Source organism: Ihuprevotella massiliensis (assembly GCA_900095835.1).
Lineage (GTDB): Bacteria > Bacteroidota > Bacteroidia > Bacteroidales > Bacteroidaceae > Alloprevotella > Alloprevotella massiliensis.
On the sequence record LT608321.1, the window covers coordinates 1,521,323 to 1,541,532 of the forward strand.

The following is a 20,210-nucleotide window of genomic DNA, read 5'->3' on the forward strand; positions in this document are numbered from 1 at the left end:
TGCAGCAAAACCTCCGCTTACATCGAAAATGCAACCACAGAACAGCACAAACCGACTCACTATGACTCGATATTTTCGCCTCATCCTTCCCCTATTCTGCACCCTCTGTCTCACTTTCACTGCGTGCGACAAAGAAGACAATCCCAATATCAATTGGGGTGGTGGCAAAGAACAACCACGACCCAATCCACAACCGAAGCCAGAAGATCCCAGCGGCAAGCCCGACAACCCTACGCCAACTCCTTCTCCACAGCTAGATACACAAGGGCGCGCAGATGCAGCACGCTTAGAAATGCCTGCACTCACAGGAGAAAATGGCGAACTCTTCATTGTGCATCGGGTGGTCAATCCCCATGGGCGAGACTCTATCGTCAACTATGCCTACGCCTATCTTCCACAGTCTTTCCACTCACGTTGGGTTGCCTTTCGTTTTGACGCTCAAACGCGTCCAAAGACCGTGGGACGTAAGGATTATAAAAACAAACCTCAATATCCCATCGACCCCAAGCTCCCCATTGCATGGGCGATTCCAAGCGACCTCTCTTTCGGACGTGGCTATGACCACGGTCATTTGGTAGCCTCTGCCGACCGTCTGTTCTCTCGCGAAGCTAACGACCAAACCTTCTATATGGGTAATATGAGTCCGCAACTCGCCAGTTTTAATCAGAAATACTGGACTGGTCTTGAATCACTCGTTCAAGATTTAGGACGCAACTCCTCCTTTGCCGACACCCTCTACGTGGTGAAAGGTGGCGCACTGTCTCCTCTTTCGTCCTACGGCTACGCTGCCAATGGCAAAATGCCTATTCCTCACCACTACTTCATGGCACTGCTCAAGGTGAAAAATGGCGTGTATAGCAGCATCGGTTTCTGGATGGAACATAAAAACTACGGCAAAACAGGCAAAGCCAACGAGATGGGCAAACACGCCGTGAGTGTTTCGGCTCTGGAAAAGCTCACAGGCATCAACTTCTTCCACAATCTCCCCGATAATGTGGAGCAGCGTGTGGAAAGCAACTTGACGCTTTCGGCTTGGGGATTGTAGCAAAAACAGCACTAAAGGAAGAACAGTTCATCAACCCTCTTGGATGCATAAGCACAATTTAGGAGCATTCATGTTACGTTCTTTCAAATCCTCACTCTTTCGGGTGGTGTCATCGCCAACTTTTGCGATTGCACCACCCTTTTTGTGCCTATCCCCCAAAAAATCATTACCTTTGCAGTATGACAGAAGACACCTTCGACATCCGATCCGAGCAACATACACCGACAGTGACAGAGCGCGAGTTTGAAAATGCCTTGCGCCCCTTATCGTTCGACGATTTCACGGGGCAAACCAAGGTGGTGGAAAACTTGCGTATCTTCGTGGAAGCCGCACGACGTCGCGGAGAACCCCTCGACCACACCTTGCTACACGGACCTCCTGGGCTAGGTAAGACCACCCTCTCCAATATCATTGCCAACGAACTACAGGTGGGATTCAAGCTCACCTCAGGTCCTGTGCTCGATAAACCTGGAGATTTGGCTGGATTGCTCACCGCGCTTGAACCTAACGATGTCTTGTTCATCGACGAAATCCATCGTCTTTCACCCGTAGTCGAAGAGTATCTCTATTCTGCCATGGAAGACTACCGCATCGACATCATGATCGACAAAGGACCTGCGGCACGTTCCATACAGATTGACCTCAATCCCTTCACTCTCGTAGGAGCTACCACACGCAGTGGTCTGCTCACCGCTCCCCTCCGTGCACGTTTCGGCATCAACCTCCACTTGGAGTATTACGATTCGTCCACACTCAAAGACATCATTCAGCGTTCGGCACACCTGATGGGCGTGATGATTGACCCCAAAGCTGCTGCAGAAATTGCAGGACGTTCGCGTGGCACACCTCGTATCGCCAATGCCCTCTTGCGCCGTGTGCGCGACTTCGCTCAAGTCAAAGGCAATGGTAGCATCGATGTCCCAATAGCCCGCTACGCTCTCGAAGCTCTCAACATCGACAAATATGGTCTTGACGAAATCGACAACAAGATTTTGCTCACCATCATCGACAAATTCAAGGGTGGCCCTGTGGGCATCAGCACCATCGCCACCGCTATTGGAGAAGACGCTGGCACCGTGGAGGAAGTCTACGAACCCTTCCTCATCAAAGAAGGTTTCATTCGCCGCACCCCTCGTGGACGCGAAGTCACCGAACAAGCCTACATCCATCTCGGCCGCACCCCAGAATACGGCAGTCCAGCCGCAGCGGAACCCACGTTGTTTTAGCAACGCGAATTTAGCGGAGCAAGTTTTTTCTAGAGGCTCTAGCTTTTCTAAAGTCCCTAGTCCTTCTAGAGCATCTAGCCCTTCTAGCACCTCCAACCCTCTTGCAATGATTACATTCAACAGTCTTAGCCTCCCCCTTCCTGCCCTAGACGTGCGCACCGAAGAAGCCTGGTTGCGCCGTGTCGCTGCGCAGCACAATCGCAGACTGGGAGAAATCAACTATATCTTCTGCAATGACGAAGAGATACTCGCCACTAATCGGCAGTATCTTCAGCACGACTACTACACCGACATCATCACCTTTGATTATAGTGCAGGAGCAGTGCTAGCAGGCGACCTCTACATCTCCCTCGATACCGTGCGCACCAATGCCGAGATGCTGGGTAAAAACTATGACGACGAACTCCACCGTGTGCTCGTTCATGGCGTGCTCCACCTTGTGGGCATCAACGACAAAGGACCTGGCGAACGTGAAATCATGGAAGCCGCAGAAGATGCTGCGCTCGCCCTCCGCTAAAGATGGGTAGAAAGCACTCACACACGTACAGCACCTTCACACTCGAAGTACAGTAAATGGGCAAAGTATGTGCTAGAAAATCCGCAAAACATCTTGGCTATGTCCGCCGTTGGCAGTATCTTTGCAACGTGGTATCGAGTGCAGTAGTCCACTAGGTTCGTCTGTCTCGAGAGAAAGCTCCCCACACTCCCTCATCTCTCAGCTATTCTGAGACATTTGATTGCAACAATCTCATAAACACATCATATTTACTCTTATGAAAAGAATCGTACTCCTCCGTCATGGCGAAAGCCAATGGAACCTCGAAAACCGTTTCACGGGTTGGACAGACGTAGACCTCACCGAAAAAGGCATGGGCGAAGCTCGCAAGGCTGGTGAACTCCTCAAGAAGGAAGGCTTCAAATTCGGTATGGCTTACACTTCCTACCTCAAGCGCGCTATCAAGACCCTCAACAACGTGCTCGACTCCATGAACGAGGATTGGATCCCCGTACAAAAGAGCTGGCGCTTGAACGAAAAGCACTACGGTATGCTCCAAGGTCTTAACAAGAGTGAGACTGCTGCTAAGTATGGTGAGGAACAAGTGCTTGTATGGCGTCGTAGCTTCGACATCGCTCCCGATGCGATTGCTGAAGACGACAAGGAACGCAACCCCAAGTACGAAGCTCGCTACGCTGAAGTAGCTGATGCTGAACTCCCCCGCACAGAGTCATTGAAGGACTGCATCGGTCGCACACTTCCTTACTGGACTGCTGTTATCTTCCCCACCCTCAAGAAGGTAGACGACCTCCTCGTAGTTGCTCACGGCAACAGCCTTCGCGGTGTCATCAAGCACCTCAAGGGCATCAGCGACAAGGACATCATCAGCCTCAACCTCCCCACTGCTCTTCCTTATGTATTTGAGTTCGACGATGATCTCAACCTCGTAAAGGACTACTTCCTCGGCGATCCCGAAGAAATCAAGAAGCTCCAAGAAGCAGTAGCCAACCAAGGTAAGAAATAAGCCTAAGTTGCCGCTTGCTGCACTAAGCTTTTTCAGCCTTACTCCTTACTAGATGTCTAGCTAGGAGTTGCAGCATATAACTTTCTACATACTCGGCTTGGGTCTTGCACTCAAGCCGAGTTTCTTTTGCGCCTCCCTCGATCGTATGAAATTCGCCTCCTCTTTCCCTTCTATTCCAGGTATTCTCCTCGTCGCTCTATTTGCAGGAATAGCCACTGCATTGAGCACTCTCCCCTTCTTTCAGCATCTTTCTCTCTCCCCCCTCATTATCGGCATCCTCATTGGTATGCTTTTCGCCAACACGCTTGGGCGATTTCTTCCCGAATCGTGGCGCAGTGGGCTGAAATTTTGTAGTAAACGCATCTTGCGCATCGGCATCATCTTCTTTGGCTTCCGTCTCACGCTCGCTGATGTCGCACAAGTGGGCATGCCAGCCATAGGACTCGACCTCATCATCGTCTGCGGCACCCTCATCATTGGCATCCTCGTGGGCAAATGGCTCAAGATGGATCGCGAAACCACCTTGCTCACCTCTGCCGGTAGTGCCATCTGTGGCGCAGCAGCCGTGTTGGGAGCAGAAGCCACGCTCAGAACCGAGGCATACAAAACAGCAGTAGCCGTATCTACTGTAGTGCTTTTCGGCACCCTCTCCATGTTTCTCTATCCCGTCTTATACCGCAATGGAGTCTTCCCACTCTCCACAAGCGAAATGGGATTATTCACAGGAGCCACTGTGCATGAAGTAGCACACGTGGTGGGAGCGTCCAATGCCATGGGCAAAGAAGTGGCAGATGTGGCAGTAATCGTCAAGATGATTCGCGTGATTATGCTTGTCCCTGTGCTGTTGAGTTTCGGATGGTTTGCGCGCTCACGCAGCAACTCCTCTACCCCTGGAGAGCGCAAGATTGTCATCCCCTGGTTTGCCTTCCTCTTCCTTCTTGCCATCGGGGTAAACTCTATCCTCGCGCTTCCCACTGCTGCATCCACCACCATCAACACCCTCGACACTTTTGCCCTCACCATGGCAATGACCGCCTTGGGTTGCGAAACAAGTTTCGACAAATTCCGACAAGCCGGCTGGCGTCCTTTTGTACTTGCCTTAGTGCTCTATATTTGGCTAGTATTGGGTGGCTTCTTCATCGTAAAAGGACTGTCCATAGCTGGCTTTATCGCCTAGTGCAATCCGCGGAGTTCCTTTAGAAAAAAGGACAAACAGATTAGAAGTCAAGGTGTTTGCCTAAGAAATCCTCTGGGAAATGCGTAATTTATGTGATAATCCCCGAGTATTTCCCGTTTTTTTCTATACCTTTGTCGTCGAAGGCTAGCTCCACAGCGGTCCTTTCTTGTAATCAATCTTGCCTCATCCCTCTAATTACCATCATCATGAAACAATACGTCTTCTCCCTCATCATCGCCTGCTTTGGCACTATGGCTGCTTCCGCACAATATGTGCCTACACCCCTAGCCACAGCGCTCACGCACGAAGCTACTGGAGCACTTGCCGCAAGTCCTCTCGAATTCACTCCCCAGCCCTCCGCCATCGATGCGACCACACTGCCTACCTCGACCACTTTGAGCAGCACAACTACTGCCGAAACGCCACGCAGTCGCTATTACCGTGGTTCACTCCACAGATTCAGACCACATTTTGCCGCCTTAGCAGAAGTCGGTCTCGGAAGCGACATAGGCATCAACGCCACTGTGGGGGCGCAGCTCCTACCTTTCTACTATATGGGTGGAGGTCTCAACGTTACTTATTGGCATGATGGATTCGTCAGCGACCACGATCGCTTCGATCTCAACGTCATCATCAACCCTCGTTTTGAGATTCCCACGCGCTCCATCGTGACACCCTTCATCGATCTCAAGTCGGGCTTTGCCATTACCCACAAACATGGTCCCTATTTTGCCTTGAGCACTGGTGTTCAACTCGAGAATCTCATTCTTGGCATCGGATATACCATACAAGTCACCAACGAAGAATACACCAGTCTAGATGGGAGTTGCTGCATAGGAACCTATTACACCAACTACATCTACGATGGATTCACCTTCCGATTGGGCATAAAATTCTAAAAGCTAATAATTTACCCATCTCTCATGGGTTGTGGAGGCATCAGCATGGAGCTGTTAGTCTACGAGAGAACAGCTTTTTTCCAAAACCTAAGCCCTTCTGCACAAGCTCATCAGAGATTGCTCGCTTAACCGCTACTACTGCGTGCAAGTTGCATCTCAGCCTACGCAAAGACATAAAAACTAAGCCTTGTTGAACCTTCACGATTCATTCAACAAAACAAATGATACAAATGAACAAACTTTTCATATCTCTCGTCATCGCCTGCTTTGGCACGGCAACTGCTTCTGCACAGTACGTGCTACCTTCAACACAAATGGCACTCACCAACGAGGAGCAAGCTACCCCTGTCACAACCTCACTCGGAGGGTCCACAGATTTCTCCACCACAGACGCCACTACCTTAGAGACATCTGCCACTTGGAACACCACTACAACAGCTGAACCACCTCGCGGTCGCCAAAAACGCTATGCCCCTCGCCGCAGTTTCTCACCCCGCATTGCCGCATTGGCAGAACTCGGTGTAGGAGGAGATTTCGATATAAACGCCACTTTGGGCGCACAGCTCTTCCATTTCTTCTATTTGGGCGGAGGTCTCAACATGACTTATTGGTACGACAACTTCAACAGCGACTTCAACCGCACTGATGTCAACTTCGTCATCAATCCACGCTTTGAGATTCCCACTCATTCCATCGTGACACCCTACATCGACTTCAAGACGGGACTTTCAGTCAATCACAGCCACAGCACCTACTGGAGCTTGGGCACGGGTGTGCAAATCAAGCGTTTTGTCGTGGGTCTCGCCTACTCAGTGCAAAACATTAGAGATTATTACGTTTACAACCAAAGAGATATTTTTAATAGTGTCTACCACTACTACAGCAACGGAGCTCTCACCCTTCGCCTCGGTATGAAATTCTAAAACTGGTGAAGTTTCCACTGCTTCCACGCTCATCGCGTCGTAACCACACGAAGCTTTTCATCCACTTAGGGAGCAACCCTTCCCCTCCCTCAGAGATTTCCCCTAAAAAACTCCGACGTTTTTGAGAAAATCTCCAACGTTTTTGGAAAAATCTCCGACGTTTTTTGAGAAACGTCGGAGATTTTTTTGTGTTTGTCCGAGATTTGTTCCCCTACTCACCGACAGCGCATGAGCCACCAGCCCAAGAGGGCAAGATAAATCTACGCATTTATCGCACAGGAAGTGGAGAAAACATTGGTCACCTCAAAATAAATCTGTAATTTTGCTGCGCAAACATTGCACACATTCTGTTGTTTTGAGCTACACCCAAGCAGCAACCTCAGAAAGGTGGCAAGTTTGCAGTTCCAACTACAAAACAAACGCACTAAAAATATGAGTGAACAACAAAAGAAAATCAAGCAGCTTGTAGAGCTTCGCGCAAAAGCCCGTCTCGGCGGTGGTGAAGTAGCTATCGACAAGCAGCATGCCAAGGGCAAAGCCACGGCACGCGAACGCATCGCCCTCCTCGTAGACGAAGGTAGCTTCGAAGAACTCGATATGTTTAAGCTACATCGTTGCCACGACTTCGGAATGGACAAGAAACACTTCTACGGTGATGGCGTGGTGTGCGGAAGTGCCACCATCAACGGCCGTTTGGTGTATCTCTATGCCCAAGATTTCACCGTCAATGGCGGTTCGCTCTCTAAGACTATGGCAGAGAAAATCTGCAAAGTGCAAGATCTCGCCGTGAAGATGGGCGCACCCTGCATCGGTCTGAACGACTCTGGTGGTGCACGCATCCAAGAGGGTATCAACGCTTTGGCTGGTTTTGCCGACATTTTCCAACGCAACATCGAAGCCTCTGGTGTAGTGCCCCAGATTTCGGGCATCTGCGGCCCCTGCGCTGGTGGTGCGGTTTACTCTCCTGCCTTGACCGACTTCATCGTCATGCTCGAAGGCGTGAGCTACATGTTCCTCACTGGTCCTAAAGTGGTGAAGACCGTGACAGGCGAGGACGTTTCACAAGAAGACCTCGGTGGCGCTAGCGTGCACACCAAGAAGAGCGGTGTGGCACACTTCAGTGCTAAGACCGAAGAAGAGTTTGCCGGCCTCATCCGTCGCTTGCTCTCTTACCTCCCTCAAAACAACCGCGAGCGCGCTCCTCGTGTGGAATGCCTCGACCCCATCGACCGCAAGGAAGATATCTTGAACGATATCATCCCCGATAACCCCAACATGGCGTATGACATGTATGAAGTGATCGGTGCTGTGGTGGATAATGGTGACTTCCTCGAAGTACAACGCGACTTCGCTCAAAACATCATCATCGGTTTCGCTCGTTTCAACGGTCAAAGCGTGGGTATCGTAGCCAACCAACCCAAGGTTTATGCAGGTGTGCTCGACGTGAATGCTAGCCGCAAGGCAGCGCGCTTCGTTCGTTTCTGCGACTCCTTCAACATCCCCATCGTGAGCCTCGTAGACGTTCCTGGCTTCTTGCCTGGTACGGGTCAAGAATACAATGCTGTAATCTCTCATGGTGCTAAGTTGCTCTACGCTTATGGTGAAGCTACTGTGCCCAAGGTGACTGTAACCCTCCGCAAGAGCTATGGTGGTTCGCACATCGTGATGGGTAGCAAGCAGCTCAAGACCGATGTGAACTACGCTTGGCCTTCTGCAGAAATCGCAGTAATGGGTGCAAGTGGTGCAGTTGCCATCCTCAGCGCTAAAGCAGCCAAGGCTGAAGCAGACCCCAAAGCTTTCCTTGCTCAGAAGGAAAAGGAATACAACGAGCTCTTTACCAACCCCTACAAGGCAGCTGCCGAAGGTTATATCGACGATGTAATCGAGCCTCGCAACACCCGTTTCCGCGTATGTCGCGCCCTCGAACAAATCGCAAGCAAGAACGACAGCCGTCCTGCCAAGAAGCACGGTAACGAGCCGCTCTAATCGGGACAAACCGCTCTAAATTCTTAGACGACAATGAAAGTATTTCAATATAACTTTGGTGGACGCACGGTGCGCATCTCGCTGAGTGAGCACCGCGGCACCATCGTTTCGGTGGAAGAAGATGGCGCAAGCTATCAACCCACAGAAGCGGAGATGCCCATCTACGCAGGTCTCATCAGTCTTGCCCTTGCTCAGTATGAATGTGAGGAGGTGCACGACGAAGAACACGACGTGCTCACCTTCACCAATCAAAACTTTGCGTGGAACAACCCCGCATTGCAGTTCACTCAAGACCCTTTTTCCAATAGATAATCCGCAATGAGAACATATAGTTATACGGTCAATGGCGCGCGCTACGACGTGACCATCGAATCGCTCCGCGACCAAGTGGCAAAGCTCAACGTGAATGGCGTGGCTTTCGACGTGGAAATCCTCGGAGCTCCCCTCACTGAAGGCGATTTGCCCGAAGTAGCAGCCGCTGCTGCACCTGCAGCTCCCGTAGCTGCTGCGCCTAAAGCAGAAGCTGCTCCTGCTCCCGCTGCCAAGGGTGCAGCTGGCGCTGGCGAACCTATCAATGCTCCCCTCCCCGGCGTAGTGACCCAAGTGCTTGTTGCTGCCGGTCAAGCTGTGAAGAAGGGCGACACTGTGGTAGTGCTCGAAGCCATGAAGATGGAAAACAACATCACGGCTGACTGTGACGGTACGGTGACTGGTATTTGCGTAGCCGCTGGCGACAGTGTGCTCGAAGGCACTACCCTCCTCACCATCGGTTAATCGGCAACGATTCTCCTTTTGACAATACGCATTTTGCGTTATTTATACGACAAAAAGCCTCTTGCTGTCTAGCAAGGGGCTTTTTTTAACGCACTAGAGTCCACCGAACTCACTCAAAATCGTAACTTTGCAACCGAACACGCACGCTTCCAACAGCGTAGCCACAAGATTTCAACACAGCATGACTGTATTTGTTTTTACACTCATCCTTCTCATTGGCGCTTATGCCGCAGGACTTTTAGGTTCGCTCACCGGACTGGGAGGAGGTGTGGTAGTGATTCCTCTACTCACCCTTTGTTTTGGCATCGACTTTCACTACGCCGTAGGAGCAGCCTTGGTGGCTTCCATAGCCACTTCTAGCGGTTCGGGCTCTGCCTACGTCAAAGAAGGTATCACCAACATACGTTTGGGCATGCTACTCGAAATTGCCACCACCATTGGGGCTGTAATCGGAGCTGCCGTAGCCTTTTATTTTAATAATAGTGTGCTTGCCATCATCTTCGGATTGGCACTTACCACCACAGCCCTCGCACAACGTCGCAAACATGCCGACCACACCAATGTGAAAGGCAGCGCCATGGCTCAAAAACTCAAGCTCTATGGCGAATATCCCCTCAAAGATGGCACCAAACAGGCTTATCAGCTCACCAACGTGGCAGGTGGGTTCTCGGTGATGGCTTTAGCAGGATTCCTCTCTGGCATTTTGGGCATCGGTTCTGGCGCACTGAAAGTCATCGCGATGGATGGTTGCATGAAGGTGCCCTTCAAAGTGAGCACCACCACGTCCAACTTCATGATTGGTGTCACCGCCTGCGCCTCAGCAGTGGTCTACATCCAGCGCGGCAACATCGTGCCTGGCATCGCCTTTCCAGTGATGATTGGGGTACTCTTGGGGGCGCTTACTGGCGCACGCTTGCTGAAGAAGATGGATGTAAAGTTGCTTCGCAAAATCTTTTTCTACGCCATTCTCGCTGTTGCCATCAACATGATTTACATGGGACTCACGGGAGGACTCAATCACTAATCCCAAGACGTTTCAAAGCTTTCGTATATGGACATCCAACAACTCATAGGCAACACGCTCCGTTGGGGAGTCATTCTCGCTTGTCTTCTTGCCACCATTGGCGGCGTCTATTATCTCATGGAGCATGGCTTAGATCCCGTGCCCGACTATCGACATTTTGATATCGCCAGCGCAGCAGCACAGACCAACTACACCACACTCGGCGGTTTGTGGCAAGGCATTCTCCATGACGATGCAGCCAGTTGCGTGCAAGTAGGGGTCATAGTACTCATCCTCACGCCAATAGCTCGTGTCGTGCTTTCGCTTTTTGACTTCATCGTGGAGCAAGACTGGCTTTATGTCTCCATCACCGCCATCGTGCTCGCGGTCATCATTAGTAATTCTCTGGGTGGAGTTCACTGAACCCTTTGACATCGTCAAAACTTCAGACCGTCCACTTCTCTTCATTTCAAAATTTCATCAGATGAAAAAGAATCTTCTCCTTGCTCTGTTCGCCCTTCTGAGCATCGCGCCCGCTGCGGCTGCCTCCAAAAACAATTTCAAAGAATACCAGTTCTCTGGTTTGGGTGCTCACGTCATGGTAGGCGGAGACCTCTATGTCGGTTTGCAAGCTCAATACAACCTCGACGACCCCATTCGTCTCGAAGGTCGTGTGAGCGTTATGCCCAGCTACTTGCCCGACAACGTGAACCTCGCTCTCAATGGCCACTACCTTTTCCCCGTCAATCAGTTCGTTACGTTCTATCCCCTCGTTGGTGTAGAAGTAGCCATCAACAGTCACCCCACTGTGGGCGCAAGCTTCGGCGGTGGTGCACAATTTGAGCTCGCCGATCGCATCAATCTCACCACTGAACTCACGGGCTTTTTCAGCAAGTATAGTGTTGCTCGCCTTTCTGTTGGCGTGAACTATCGCTTCTAAAGCACGAGTTGGTGGACAACTCCTAAGCAGGTTCTCAACGAACCTGCTTTTTTGTCTGATAATTCCCCTTATCGAGAATCCTAAAGGGAAAGAATGCTCCTCAAAACAGATGAAAATAACTTTGCTAGTGATATTCTAGCGCAAACGTGGGAGGAAAACGAAAAAAACTTTGTACTTTTGCAAGATATTAGATAGTTACTGCACTAGTGTAGCGTAGCTCGCAGCTTCGATATAAACAACAGCCACAACACGCAGTGCATCACTACTCTTTCTTCTGCTGTAATCTCTATTAGCAACAGGTGCAACCACATCCGTGCCACAATGAAACAGTTCAAACTTATCAACAACATCACAGGTTGGCTCGTTTTTCTCATCGCAGCCTTCACCTACATCTCGACCGTAGAGCCCACGGCTTCGTTCTGGGACTGCCCCGAGTTCATCACCACCGCCTATCGTCTTGAAGTGGGACACCCACCCGGTGCACCTTTCTTCATGCTCACGGGCAAGTTCTTCTCCCTCTTTGCCTCTGGCCCTGAGCAAGTGGCATATTGGATCAACGTGATGAGTGCCACACTCTCGGCATTCTGCATCTTGTTCCTCTTTTGGAGCATCACCCACTTGGCACGCAAACTCATCTGCACCGAAGGTGTGGTAGAAAATCTGGCACAGACGGTGACCATCATCGCCTGTGGTGTGGCTGGTGCTTTGGCTTACACCTGGAGTGACACCTTCTGGTTCTCTGCTGTAGAAGGCGAAGTTTATGCCTACTCTTCCATGTTCACCGCCTTGGTGTTCTGGTTGATTCTCAAGTGGGAAGACAATGCGGACGCTCCTCATTCTGACCGCTGGCTCGTCCTCATCTTCTATCTCACAGGTCTTTCCATCGGTGTCCACCTGCTCAACCTCCTTTGCTTGCCCGCTATCGTGTTGGTGTACTACTATAAGAAGTATCCCAACGCCAACCTCAAAGGTTCGCTCCTTGCCCTTGGCTTGAGCTTGGTGCTCGTTGCCGCAGTGCTCTATGGTGTAGTGCCTGGTATCGTGAAAGTCGGCGGCTGGTTTGAATTGTTCTTTGTGAACACCGTCGGTCTACCTTTCAACACCGGTTTGGTGATTTACATCCTTGCCCTCATCGGCGTGGTAGGTGCTGCCATTTGGAGCACCACACAGCACAACCGCACTACTGCCGTTTCTCTCTACCTTGCGAGTGTCGCCATGTTGGGTATCCCCTTCTATGGCAAAGGCATCGCAGGTCCTCTCCTCATTGGAGCTGTGGTATTGTCTCTCCTTGGTGCACTCCTCTTCTGGAAGCGCGATGGAGAATACGTGGTACGCAAACGCGCACTCAACACCTCTCTCTTGTGCATGCTCATGCTCATGATTGGCTACTCCACCTATGCGGTAATCGTCATCCGCTCCGTGGCGAACCCTCCCATGGACCAAAACTCTCCTGAGGACATTTTCTCCCTCGGCACTTATCTCAACCGTGAGCAATATGGTACAAAACCCTTGCTCTACGGAGAAGCCTACACCTCTCAAGCGCTTGGATATTCTAAGGAAGAGACAGTGCAACGCCACGAAAAGCAAAACGCTAACGAACCTGACCGCTATGATGTGGTGGAGGTGACGACCCAACCCGTGTTCCCCAGCGCACAAAAGATGCTCTTCCCTCGCATGCACTCTCGCAAGCACGCCAGCCTCTACAACGAATGGCTCGGTGGTGTAGACACAAAATCTGTAGATGTTTCGGGAGAATATGAGGGACAGCCTTATAGCTTCACAGGAGAAATGCCCACACAGATGGACAACCTCCGATTCTTCCTCTCTTATCAGGTGAATTTCATGTACTGGCGCTACTTCATGTGGAACTTCGCTGGTAGACAAAATGACGTTCAAAGCTATGGCGAAGTGGAACATGGTCAATGGATCACTGGTATCCCCTTCATCGACAATGCACTCTACGGAGATCAATCACTCCTGCCCGATGATTTGAAAGCAAACAAGGGACATAACGTATTCTTCTGTCTGCCCTTGTTGCTTGGTTTGGCGGGTCTTTTCTGGCAAGCCTACCGCGGAAAGAAAGGTATCCAACAGTTTTGGGTGGTCTTCTTCCTCTTCTTCATGACAGGTCTCGCCATTGTGCTTTACCTCAACCAAACACCTAGCGAACCTCGCGAACGTGACTATGCTTATGCTGGTTCGTTCTATGCGTTCGCCATTTGGATTGGTTTGGGTGTAGCCGCTATCGTCGAAGGTCTTCGCCGTGTAAAAGTGCCTCATCTCGCAGCTGTCGGCATTGCTTCTGTCATTGCCATCGCTGTACCTCTGCAGATGGTGAGCCAAACTTGGGATGACCACGATCGTTCTGGCCGCACTGCCGCACGCGATTTCGGTTTGAACTACCTCAACTCGCTCGATGAAAAGGGAAATCCTGTCATCTTCACCAATGGCGACAACGACACCTTCCCTCTTTGGTACAACCAAGATGTAGAAGGCAATCGCACAGATGCTCGTGTCTGCAACCTTTCTTACCTCTCCACCGACTGGTATATCGACCAAATGCGTCGTCCAGCTTGGAACAGCCCTGCCCTCCCCATCACTTGGAATCGTTGGGAATATGTGGACAATGTGGGTGGTCACGACCTCGTTCGCATTGAGCCGATGAACGATAAGTTGGAAGAACTTAAGCAACAATTTGCAGCTGAAGGCAAGAAGGTCGATCCTTTTGAACTCTCCTATGTGATGGACAACTTCGTTCGCAACAAGGAGTTTGGCATCATCCCCACCGACTCCCTCGTGTTGTCAGTGGATAAGGCAGCCGTCTTGCGCAGTGGCATGAAATTGCCCCACGGCAAAGACAGCATCCCCGAGAAGATGGTGATTTCGCTCAAAGGCAAGCGCGCACTCTACAAGAATGATATCATGATGTATGAGATGCTCGCTCACCACAACTGGACTCGTCCCCTCTACATGAGCACGACACTAGGTAGCGATTCACAAGCAGGACTCGAAAAGTTCCTCATGCTCGAAGGACTTGCCGCACGCATCACTCCTTTCTCTTCAAAGAATGAGATGGTTGATACGCAGCGCATGTACGACAACTTCATGAAGAAGTTCCGCTTTGGTAATGTCGCTGATCCTAAAGTCTACATCGACCAAACGATTATGCGCATGTGCCTCACCCACCGTATGCGCATGGTGCAACTCGCCGCCCAATTATCTAAGGAAGGTCGTAAGAAGGAGGCTTTAGAAGTGCTCAACAAGTGCGAAAAAGTATTCCCTGCTCAACAAGTGCCTTACGACTTCTTCTCGCTTGGCTTTAGCCCCAACGGTCGCCAATTCCTCATGCCACAGCTCTATCACGAGCTTGGTCGTGATGCCGATGCACGTCGTATCCTCACCGCGGTTGCTAAAAACACCATGCAATACATGAATTGGGCAAGCACCCTTCCCGAGAGCCGCCTCGCATCTTATGGCAACACACTCATGCAGAAGTTGGAAGTGCTGCAAATAGCTCTCGAAGGACTTACAGAAATCAAGGCTCCGGAAGCAAAGGTTTACGACAAGTTCTTGCGCAACCTCGAGCGCACACCAGCTGGACAAGTGATCATCCAGCGTATGATGGAACGCGAACGTCTAATGCAAATGCAGCAACAGCAAAGTGCTATGCCTGCCATGCTTGACGAAGCTGAATAATCTCTCCGAAATTCGCCCCAGACTCTCACAAGTCTGGGGCAGATTTCTATCTTCTTGACAGCGATTTTTGCCCCTCTTTTGAGTGCACGCTATGATTATCGAACAACCCGCTTTTTTTCTCCGTTGGCTCTATCCAAATGCTCTCTGGCGTATGGATCCCAATGACCATTCGGTCTATCTCACCTTTGACGATGGTCCCATCCCAGAGGTGACGCCGTGGGTGCTCGATGTGTTGGATCAATACAACGTCAAAGCGACGTTTTTCATGGTGGGCGACAACATCCGGAAATATCCAGAGATTTTTGAAGAAGTGCGCCGTCGCGGACACCGACTCGGCAACCACACCTTCAATCACATCTCGGGGCATCTCCACGGCATCAGTAGTTATGTGCGCAATGTCGAACGAGCTAACGAATATCTCCATACTGACCTCTTCCGTCCTCCCCACGGATGGATGAAATGGGCACAATATCATGCCATCTCCAGAAGATATCGCGTCGTGATGTGGGATTTGGTCACTCGCGACTACTCCACCCGGCTCAATGGTCGCGAAGTGCTTGCCAATGTTCGTCACTATGCACGCAACGGTAGCATTATCACCTTCCACGACAGCATCAAGAGCTACGAGAAGCTCCAATATGCGCTCCCTCGCGCCATAGAATGGTTGCTCAAACAAGGCTACGAATTCAAGGTTTTCCCATAACCGACAACCACGATTTCCTATGCCTTCTCATTCCACTTCAGCGGTTCGCTCTACCGCCCTCTCAACACAGACACAACACATGATTCTTTCCTCCGAATACATCAAAGCCGAAGCACAACGCCTCGGCTTTTTTGCTTGCGGCATCTCTCCTGCACTCCCCATGGATGACGAGCATGCTGCGCGCCGTCAGCAATGGCTCGACAGTGGTATGCACGGAGAGATGAGCTATCTCGAGCGCAATGAAGACAAACGTCGTGATCCGCGCCTACTTGTCGAAGGGGTGCAGTGCATTGTTTCTGTCGCGCTCAATTACTATACCTTTGTTCCCGAAGAAAGCGCACCAAACTATCTCTCATCAGAAGACAAGACAGCACAAAACATAACAGCAAACGCAACATCAACCACCTCACCCAACACTTTAGACGCAGAAAATACAAACCGCTCGTCCATTTCCCCTGCATCCACACCAAATCCGCGTAGAGAAAAGCAAAAAGAACGCTACATTCCCCTAGCGCGCTACGCCCGCGGCAAAGACTATCACGACGAGATGAAAGCGCGTCTGTTCCAATTTCTGGGCAATATCCGCCAACATCTCATCGAAACGGGATATGCTGACGCAGCCGAACAGCTGGAAACCTCTCGCGCGTTCACCGACACCGCACCAGTCGACGAACGCTACTGGGCATGGAAATCGGGACTCGGTTGGATTGGGAAAAATTCTCAGTTGATTATCCCAGGTGCTGGGAGTTATTTCTTTCTTGGAGAACTCTTTCTCACGCTCCCCGCCGATGTTTACGACCAGCCCGTGGAGAATCGTTGCGGCACCTGCACAAAGTGCTTGCGTGCCTGCCCTGCACAATGCCTCAGCGAACGAGGACTAGATGCACGCAAATGTCTTTCTTACCTCACCATCGAATACCGCGGAGAAGAACTCCCCGAAGGCACAGGCGAACAAATGGGCGAAATGTTCTACGGTTGCGACCGTTGTGGCGATGTCTGCCCTTGGAATCGACTAGCGCGTCCCACCAACATTGAGGCTTTCCAGCCCTCCCCCGCCCTCCTTGCCATGACTTGGGAAGATTGGCGCCATCTCACCCTCGAGGAATATCGCACCCTCTTCAAAGGTTCTGCCGTGAAACGCGCCAAATACGAGGGATTAAAGCGCAACATCGAGGCGATTGATCCCAACCTCAAAAGCAAGCATTAGGAATAAAACTAGAGATGAGCTAGCCCTCTAGATTTATTAAATATCATCGGTCGGCAAATGAGCTTCATTTCATCACTAGATGTGAGTATTTTATAAGAAACTGGTGTAGAAAAATTGTAAATTCTTCATCGAAAATAAGGGGAAGCACGTAATTTTGTGAGCACTTTGGTACGTGTACCATGCGATGTGACTGATCTAAAATGGCAAAGTAGCCTTAATATGTTGGCTAATTTGTCGTGGAAAGGACACATTCCCTTATCGATTTTACACAGAACTATGGGGAGACAACCACACAGAACGCTCTCCCCATGCTAATTTTCTACGTCAAACTACTTACTTCTTATGACTTACCCACTCATTCCTGTGGCACTATTGGTGACAGCCTTGGCTACGCCTTCCCATGCCCTTGCCCATAGCGAAACAAAGAGTAAACCGTTTAGTTCTGCAGTTTCCCCCATCTCTTCTTCCGCTTCAGTGATACAACACGATTCTACCACTCGTCTCTTCGAATTGCGCGGACAAATCACCGACAACAATGGGAATGCTATCGGAGGAGCCTCTATCACGGTGAAAGGAACAAAGATTAAAGTGAATAGTGGAAAAAGTGGTTTCTTCCAGATTGGCAACCTCCTTGCTGGTGAGTATATCCTTAGCGTACAAGCCATGGGATATGTGGCACAAGAACGCGCCATCACTCTCGGAATTTCTGACAATAAAGACGCTCATCGTCATGTGGATTTCATGCTTCACGAACATGAAGGCAACCTGCCCACGGTCGATGTGATGGGACGTAGAGAACAATCCTATAAAAATACGGTGTCATTTGTGGGCACCAAAACTGCGACACTGCTCAAAGATGTGCCTCAATCCATCAACTACGTCACCAAGGAGTTAGTGCTCGACCAAGGTGCCATCACCGTGAATGATGTGGTGAAAAACATGAGTGGTGTTAATCCCTACTCTTTCTACAACGATTTCTCTATCCGTGGCTTCCGAGCAACGGGTAATCGCAACTCCGGCAACCTGGTGAATGGCATGCGCACGCAAACTAGCTTGTGGCGTCAATCCTCACTCGCCAACATCGAGCGTGTAGAAGTCATCAAAGGTCCAGCTTCTGCCCTCTTTGGCAATGCTGCTCCTGGCGGCATCATCAACCGCGTGACCAAGAAACCACTTGATGTTGCTCGAAAATCGGTGTCTCTCACTGCGGGTAGCTTCAACACCTCACGCGCTTATGCTGACCTCACCGGTCCGCTCAACAATAAAAAGACCCTGCTCTATCGCCTTAATCTCGGATATGAAAACACAGATAGCTACCGCAATCTCCAAGGACTCACGAGCTACATCGTAGCCCCTTCCTTCACCTATCGACCTTCCGACCGCACACAGCTTAATGTGGACATGACTTATGTCAACAACCAAGGTAAGCTCGATCGAGGAGTCGCCGTATTCGGAGATGGTAGTCTATTCTCTCGTCCGATATCTGCCACACAGTCTGCAGCCAATGACTATCTGCGGGAGAACAATCTTAATTTATCTTTTGCTCTCTCACATCAACTAGCCCAAGGTCTTCTCTTCAACAGTACCTATCTCTATTCGTCTTACGATGAGGACTTGATGGAACACTCTCAAGACAACGCTTTTGTGAAGAAGGCTGACGGAAAAGACAACCCTTCTCTTGTGCTCATGCGCGTGACACAACGTCAACGCCACTTCCGCAACAACAATTTCAACAATTATCTCACATGGGATGTTGCCACAGGAGCAGTAAAACACAAGGTTTTGGTGGGCTACGACCATTTTAATACGCAACTTGCACCTGGTTCTAGCTACATCGAAGCAGGGGGCTATCTCCTCAAGAATGGAGGCACAGCCAAAACTTTCAATACGAAGAAGCTCGACGACTATCTCTTAGACAAAGACGGCAACCCACGCACCAATGTTCCTGCCTTTAATCTCAATTCTTCTGCTGGCAATCGCTATCAAGACGTGACCAAATACATCTACGAATCTAAAGATGTGCGTCCTAGCGACCAATACACCAATGGCGTTTATTTCCAAGAACAACTCACCTGGCGCAAACTTCAGCTGCTCTTAGGGGCGCGCATGGAGTGGTTCACCGACATCACCCAACATGATAATGGCACGGAGAGCAAAACCCATCAACACGCCTTTACCCCTCGCGTAGGAATGGTCTATTCTGTGCTCCCTTCTACCAATCTCTATGCCACATGGATTCGAGGTTTCGAACCTCAAAACGTGGCTGTCCAGAGCAATCCAGCCTCAGGAGGACCATTCGATCCTGTAGAAAGCGAACTCTGGGAAGTGGGAGCCAAAGGCGAATATCTCAACAAACGCCTCAGCGTCACTGCAGCTCTCTTCAGTCTCCGTCAGAAAAATACACTCTACAATGCTGGAGTATCAGGACAACCCGACCTCATGGTGCCTATTGGGGAAGAACTTTCTCGTGGTGTCGAATTTGATGTTTCTGGACGAATCCTCCCCTATTGGAGCATTATGGCTAGCTATGCCTTCAATGTAGCAGAGATTTCAAAAGCGCCAGAAGGAACAAAAGACTTAAACCTACAACGTCCAGGCACTCCGCGCCACTCTGCTAATCTCTGGACAAAATTCATCGTTCCCACAGGTATGCTGCGCCATCTTGGCATTGGCGTTGGTCTGAATGGAGTGAGCGAGCGTAAAGGACAAGTGGGACGTCGCGAGAATGTCGTGTCTTATCCTGGTTATGGGCTACTAAATCTCGCCCTCTACTATAAGGTGCGTGAAGTCCAGCTCCAACTGAATCTCAATAACGCGCTCAATAAGCAATACTATATCTCAGGATATGACCGTTTGCGCTCCTTCCCAGGTGCACCTCGCAACATCAATCTCACGGCTACGTATCGATTCTAGTTGCACACTAGCCACTATTCTACCTCAAAATTCCCACTACTCACGGATTGTGAGTAGTGGGAATTGCCGTTTTTTCAAGCCATAGTTCAGAAGTCCATAAAGAGTCATCTACCCCACTATCAAGCTGCGTCAAAGACATTTCTCATCATACCCCCATGATTCATTTGGCACTATCACCTATTTTTTCTACCTTTGCTA

General features: G+C 50.3%; 17 protein-coding genes. All 17 read left to right on the forward strand.

What is annotated here, in order from left to right; genetic code table 11:
* The first annotated feature begins 61 nt into the window (after positions 1–61).
* The 17 genes from BQ2633_RS06300 to BQ2633_RS06380 all read left to right on the forward strand — a co-directional run bounded on the left by BQ2633_RS06300 (position 62) and on the right by BQ2633_RS06380 (position 20,012).
* Positions 62–1,045, forward strand: a complete 984-nt coding sequence (locus BQ2633_RS06300; RefSeq protein ID WP_176720098.1) for a DNA/RNA non-specific endonuclease — start codon at positions 62–64, stop codon at positions 1,043–1,045.
* Positions 1,046–1,224: 179 nt separating this feature from the next.
* A complete protein-coding gene (gene ruvB / locus BQ2633_RS06305; RefSeq protein ID WP_075565850.1) occupies positions 1,225–2,271 on the forward strand; it encodes a Holliday junction branch migration DNA helicase RuvB in 1,047 nt (348 codons plus the stop codon).
* Between the two features lie 106 nt (positions 2,272–2,377).
* The gene (gene ybeY, locus BQ2633_RS06310; protein ID WP_075565852.1) at positions 2,378–2,788 is read left to right on the forward strand and encodes an rRNA maturation RNase YbeY; all 411 of its coding nucleotides are present in this window, start codon (positions 2,378–2,380) and stop codon (positions 2,786–2,788) included.
* Positions 2,789–3,044: 256 nt separating this feature from the next.
* Entirely contained in the window at positions 3,045–3,791 is a 747-nt protein-coding gene (gene gpmA / locus BQ2633_RS06315) for a 2,3-diphosphoglycerate-dependent phosphoglycerate mutase (RefSeq protein ID WP_009437010.1), read from the forward strand.
* A 145-nt stretch (positions 3,792–3,936) separates the two neighbouring features.
* Positions 3,937–4,968 (forward strand): YeiH family protein, encoded by a 1,032-nt coding sequence (locus BQ2633_RS06320; RefSeq protein WP_075567260.1) that lies wholly within the window; start codon positions 3,937–3,939, stop codon positions 4,966–4,968.
* Positions 4,969–5,174: 206 nt separating this feature from the next.
* Positions 5,175–5,867, forward strand: coding sequence for a hypothetical protein (locus BQ2633_RS06325; protein ID WP_075565854.1), 693 nt, complete (start codon positions 5,175–5,177; stop codon positions 5,865–5,867).
* A gap of 230 nt (positions 5,868–6,097) precedes the next feature.
* Complete coding sequence (locus BQ2633_RS06330) at positions 6,098–6,790, forward strand: hypothetical protein (RefSeq protein WP_075565856.1); 693 nt, start codon at positions 6,098–6,100, stop codon at positions 6,788–6,790.
* 432 nt (positions 6,791–7,222) lie between these two features.
* On the forward strand, positions 7,223–8,776 hold the full coding sequence (locus BQ2633_RS06335) for an acyl-CoA carboxylase subunit beta (RefSeq protein WP_075567262.1): 1,554 nt from the start codon (positions 7,223–7,225) through the stop codon (positions 8,774–8,776).
* 33 nt (positions 8,777–8,809) lie between these two features.
* Positions 8,810–9,088, forward strand: coding sequence for a hypothetical protein (locus tag BQ2633_RS06340; protein WP_075565857.1), 279 nt, complete (start codon positions 8,810–8,812; stop codon positions 9,086–9,088).
* A 6-nt stretch (positions 9,089–9,094) separates the two neighbouring features.
* Positions 9,095–9,550: an acyl-CoA carboxylase biotin carboxyl carrier protein subunit gene (locus tag BQ2633_RS06345; protein WP_075565859.1), complete on the forward strand. Its 456-nt coding sequence runs from the start codon at positions 9,095–9,097 to the stop codon at positions 9,548–9,550.
* A gap of 181 nt (positions 9,551–9,731) precedes the next feature.
* On the forward strand, positions 9,732–10,574 hold the full coding sequence (locus BQ2633_RS06350; RefSeq protein WP_075565860.1) for a sulfite exporter TauE/SafE family protein: 843 nt from the start codon (positions 9,732–9,734) through the stop codon (positions 10,572–10,574).
* A 27-nt stretch (positions 10,575–10,601) separates the two neighbouring features.
* The gene (locus tag BQ2633_RS06355) at positions 10,602–10,976 is read left to right on the forward strand and encodes a DUF1634 domain-containing protein (RefSeq protein ID WP_075565862.1); all 375 of its coding nucleotides are present in this window, start codon (positions 10,602–10,604) and stop codon (positions 10,974–10,976) included.
* A 61-nt stretch (positions 10,977–11,037) separates the two neighbouring features.
* Positions 11,038–11,493 carry an outer membrane beta-barrel protein gene (locus BQ2633_RS06360; RefSeq protein WP_075565864.1) on the forward strand — a complete coding sequence of 152 codons (456 nt, stop codon included), beginning with the start codon at positions 11,038–11,040 and terminating at the stop codon, positions 11,491–11,493.
* A 321-nt stretch (positions 11,494–11,814) separates the two neighbouring features.
* Positions 11,815–15,189 (forward strand): glycosyltransferase family 117 protein, encoded by a 3,375-nt coding sequence (locus tag BQ2633_RS06365; RefSeq protein WP_075565865.1) that lies wholly within the window; start codon positions 11,815–11,817, stop codon positions 15,187–15,189.
* Between the two features lie 91 nt (positions 15,190–15,280).
* Positions 15,281–15,892, forward strand: coding sequence for a polysaccharide deacetylase family protein (locus tag BQ2633_RS06370; protein ID WP_075565866.1), 612 nt, complete (start codon positions 15,281–15,283; stop codon positions 15,890–15,892).
* Between the two features lie 19 nt (positions 15,893–15,911).
* Entirely contained in the window at positions 15,912–17,099 is a 1,188-nt protein-coding gene (gene queG / locus BQ2633_RS06375; RefSeq protein ID WP_346048305.1) for a tRNA epoxyqueuosine(34) reductase QueG, read from the forward strand.
* 342 nt (positions 17,100–17,441) lie between these two features.
* Positions 17,442–20,012 (forward strand): TonB-dependent siderophore receptor, encoded by a 2,571-nt coding sequence (locus tag BQ2633_RS06380; protein WP_075565868.1) that lies wholly within the window; start codon positions 17,442–17,444, stop codon positions 20,010–20,012.
* Positions 20,013–20,210: the final 198 nt, after the last annotated feature.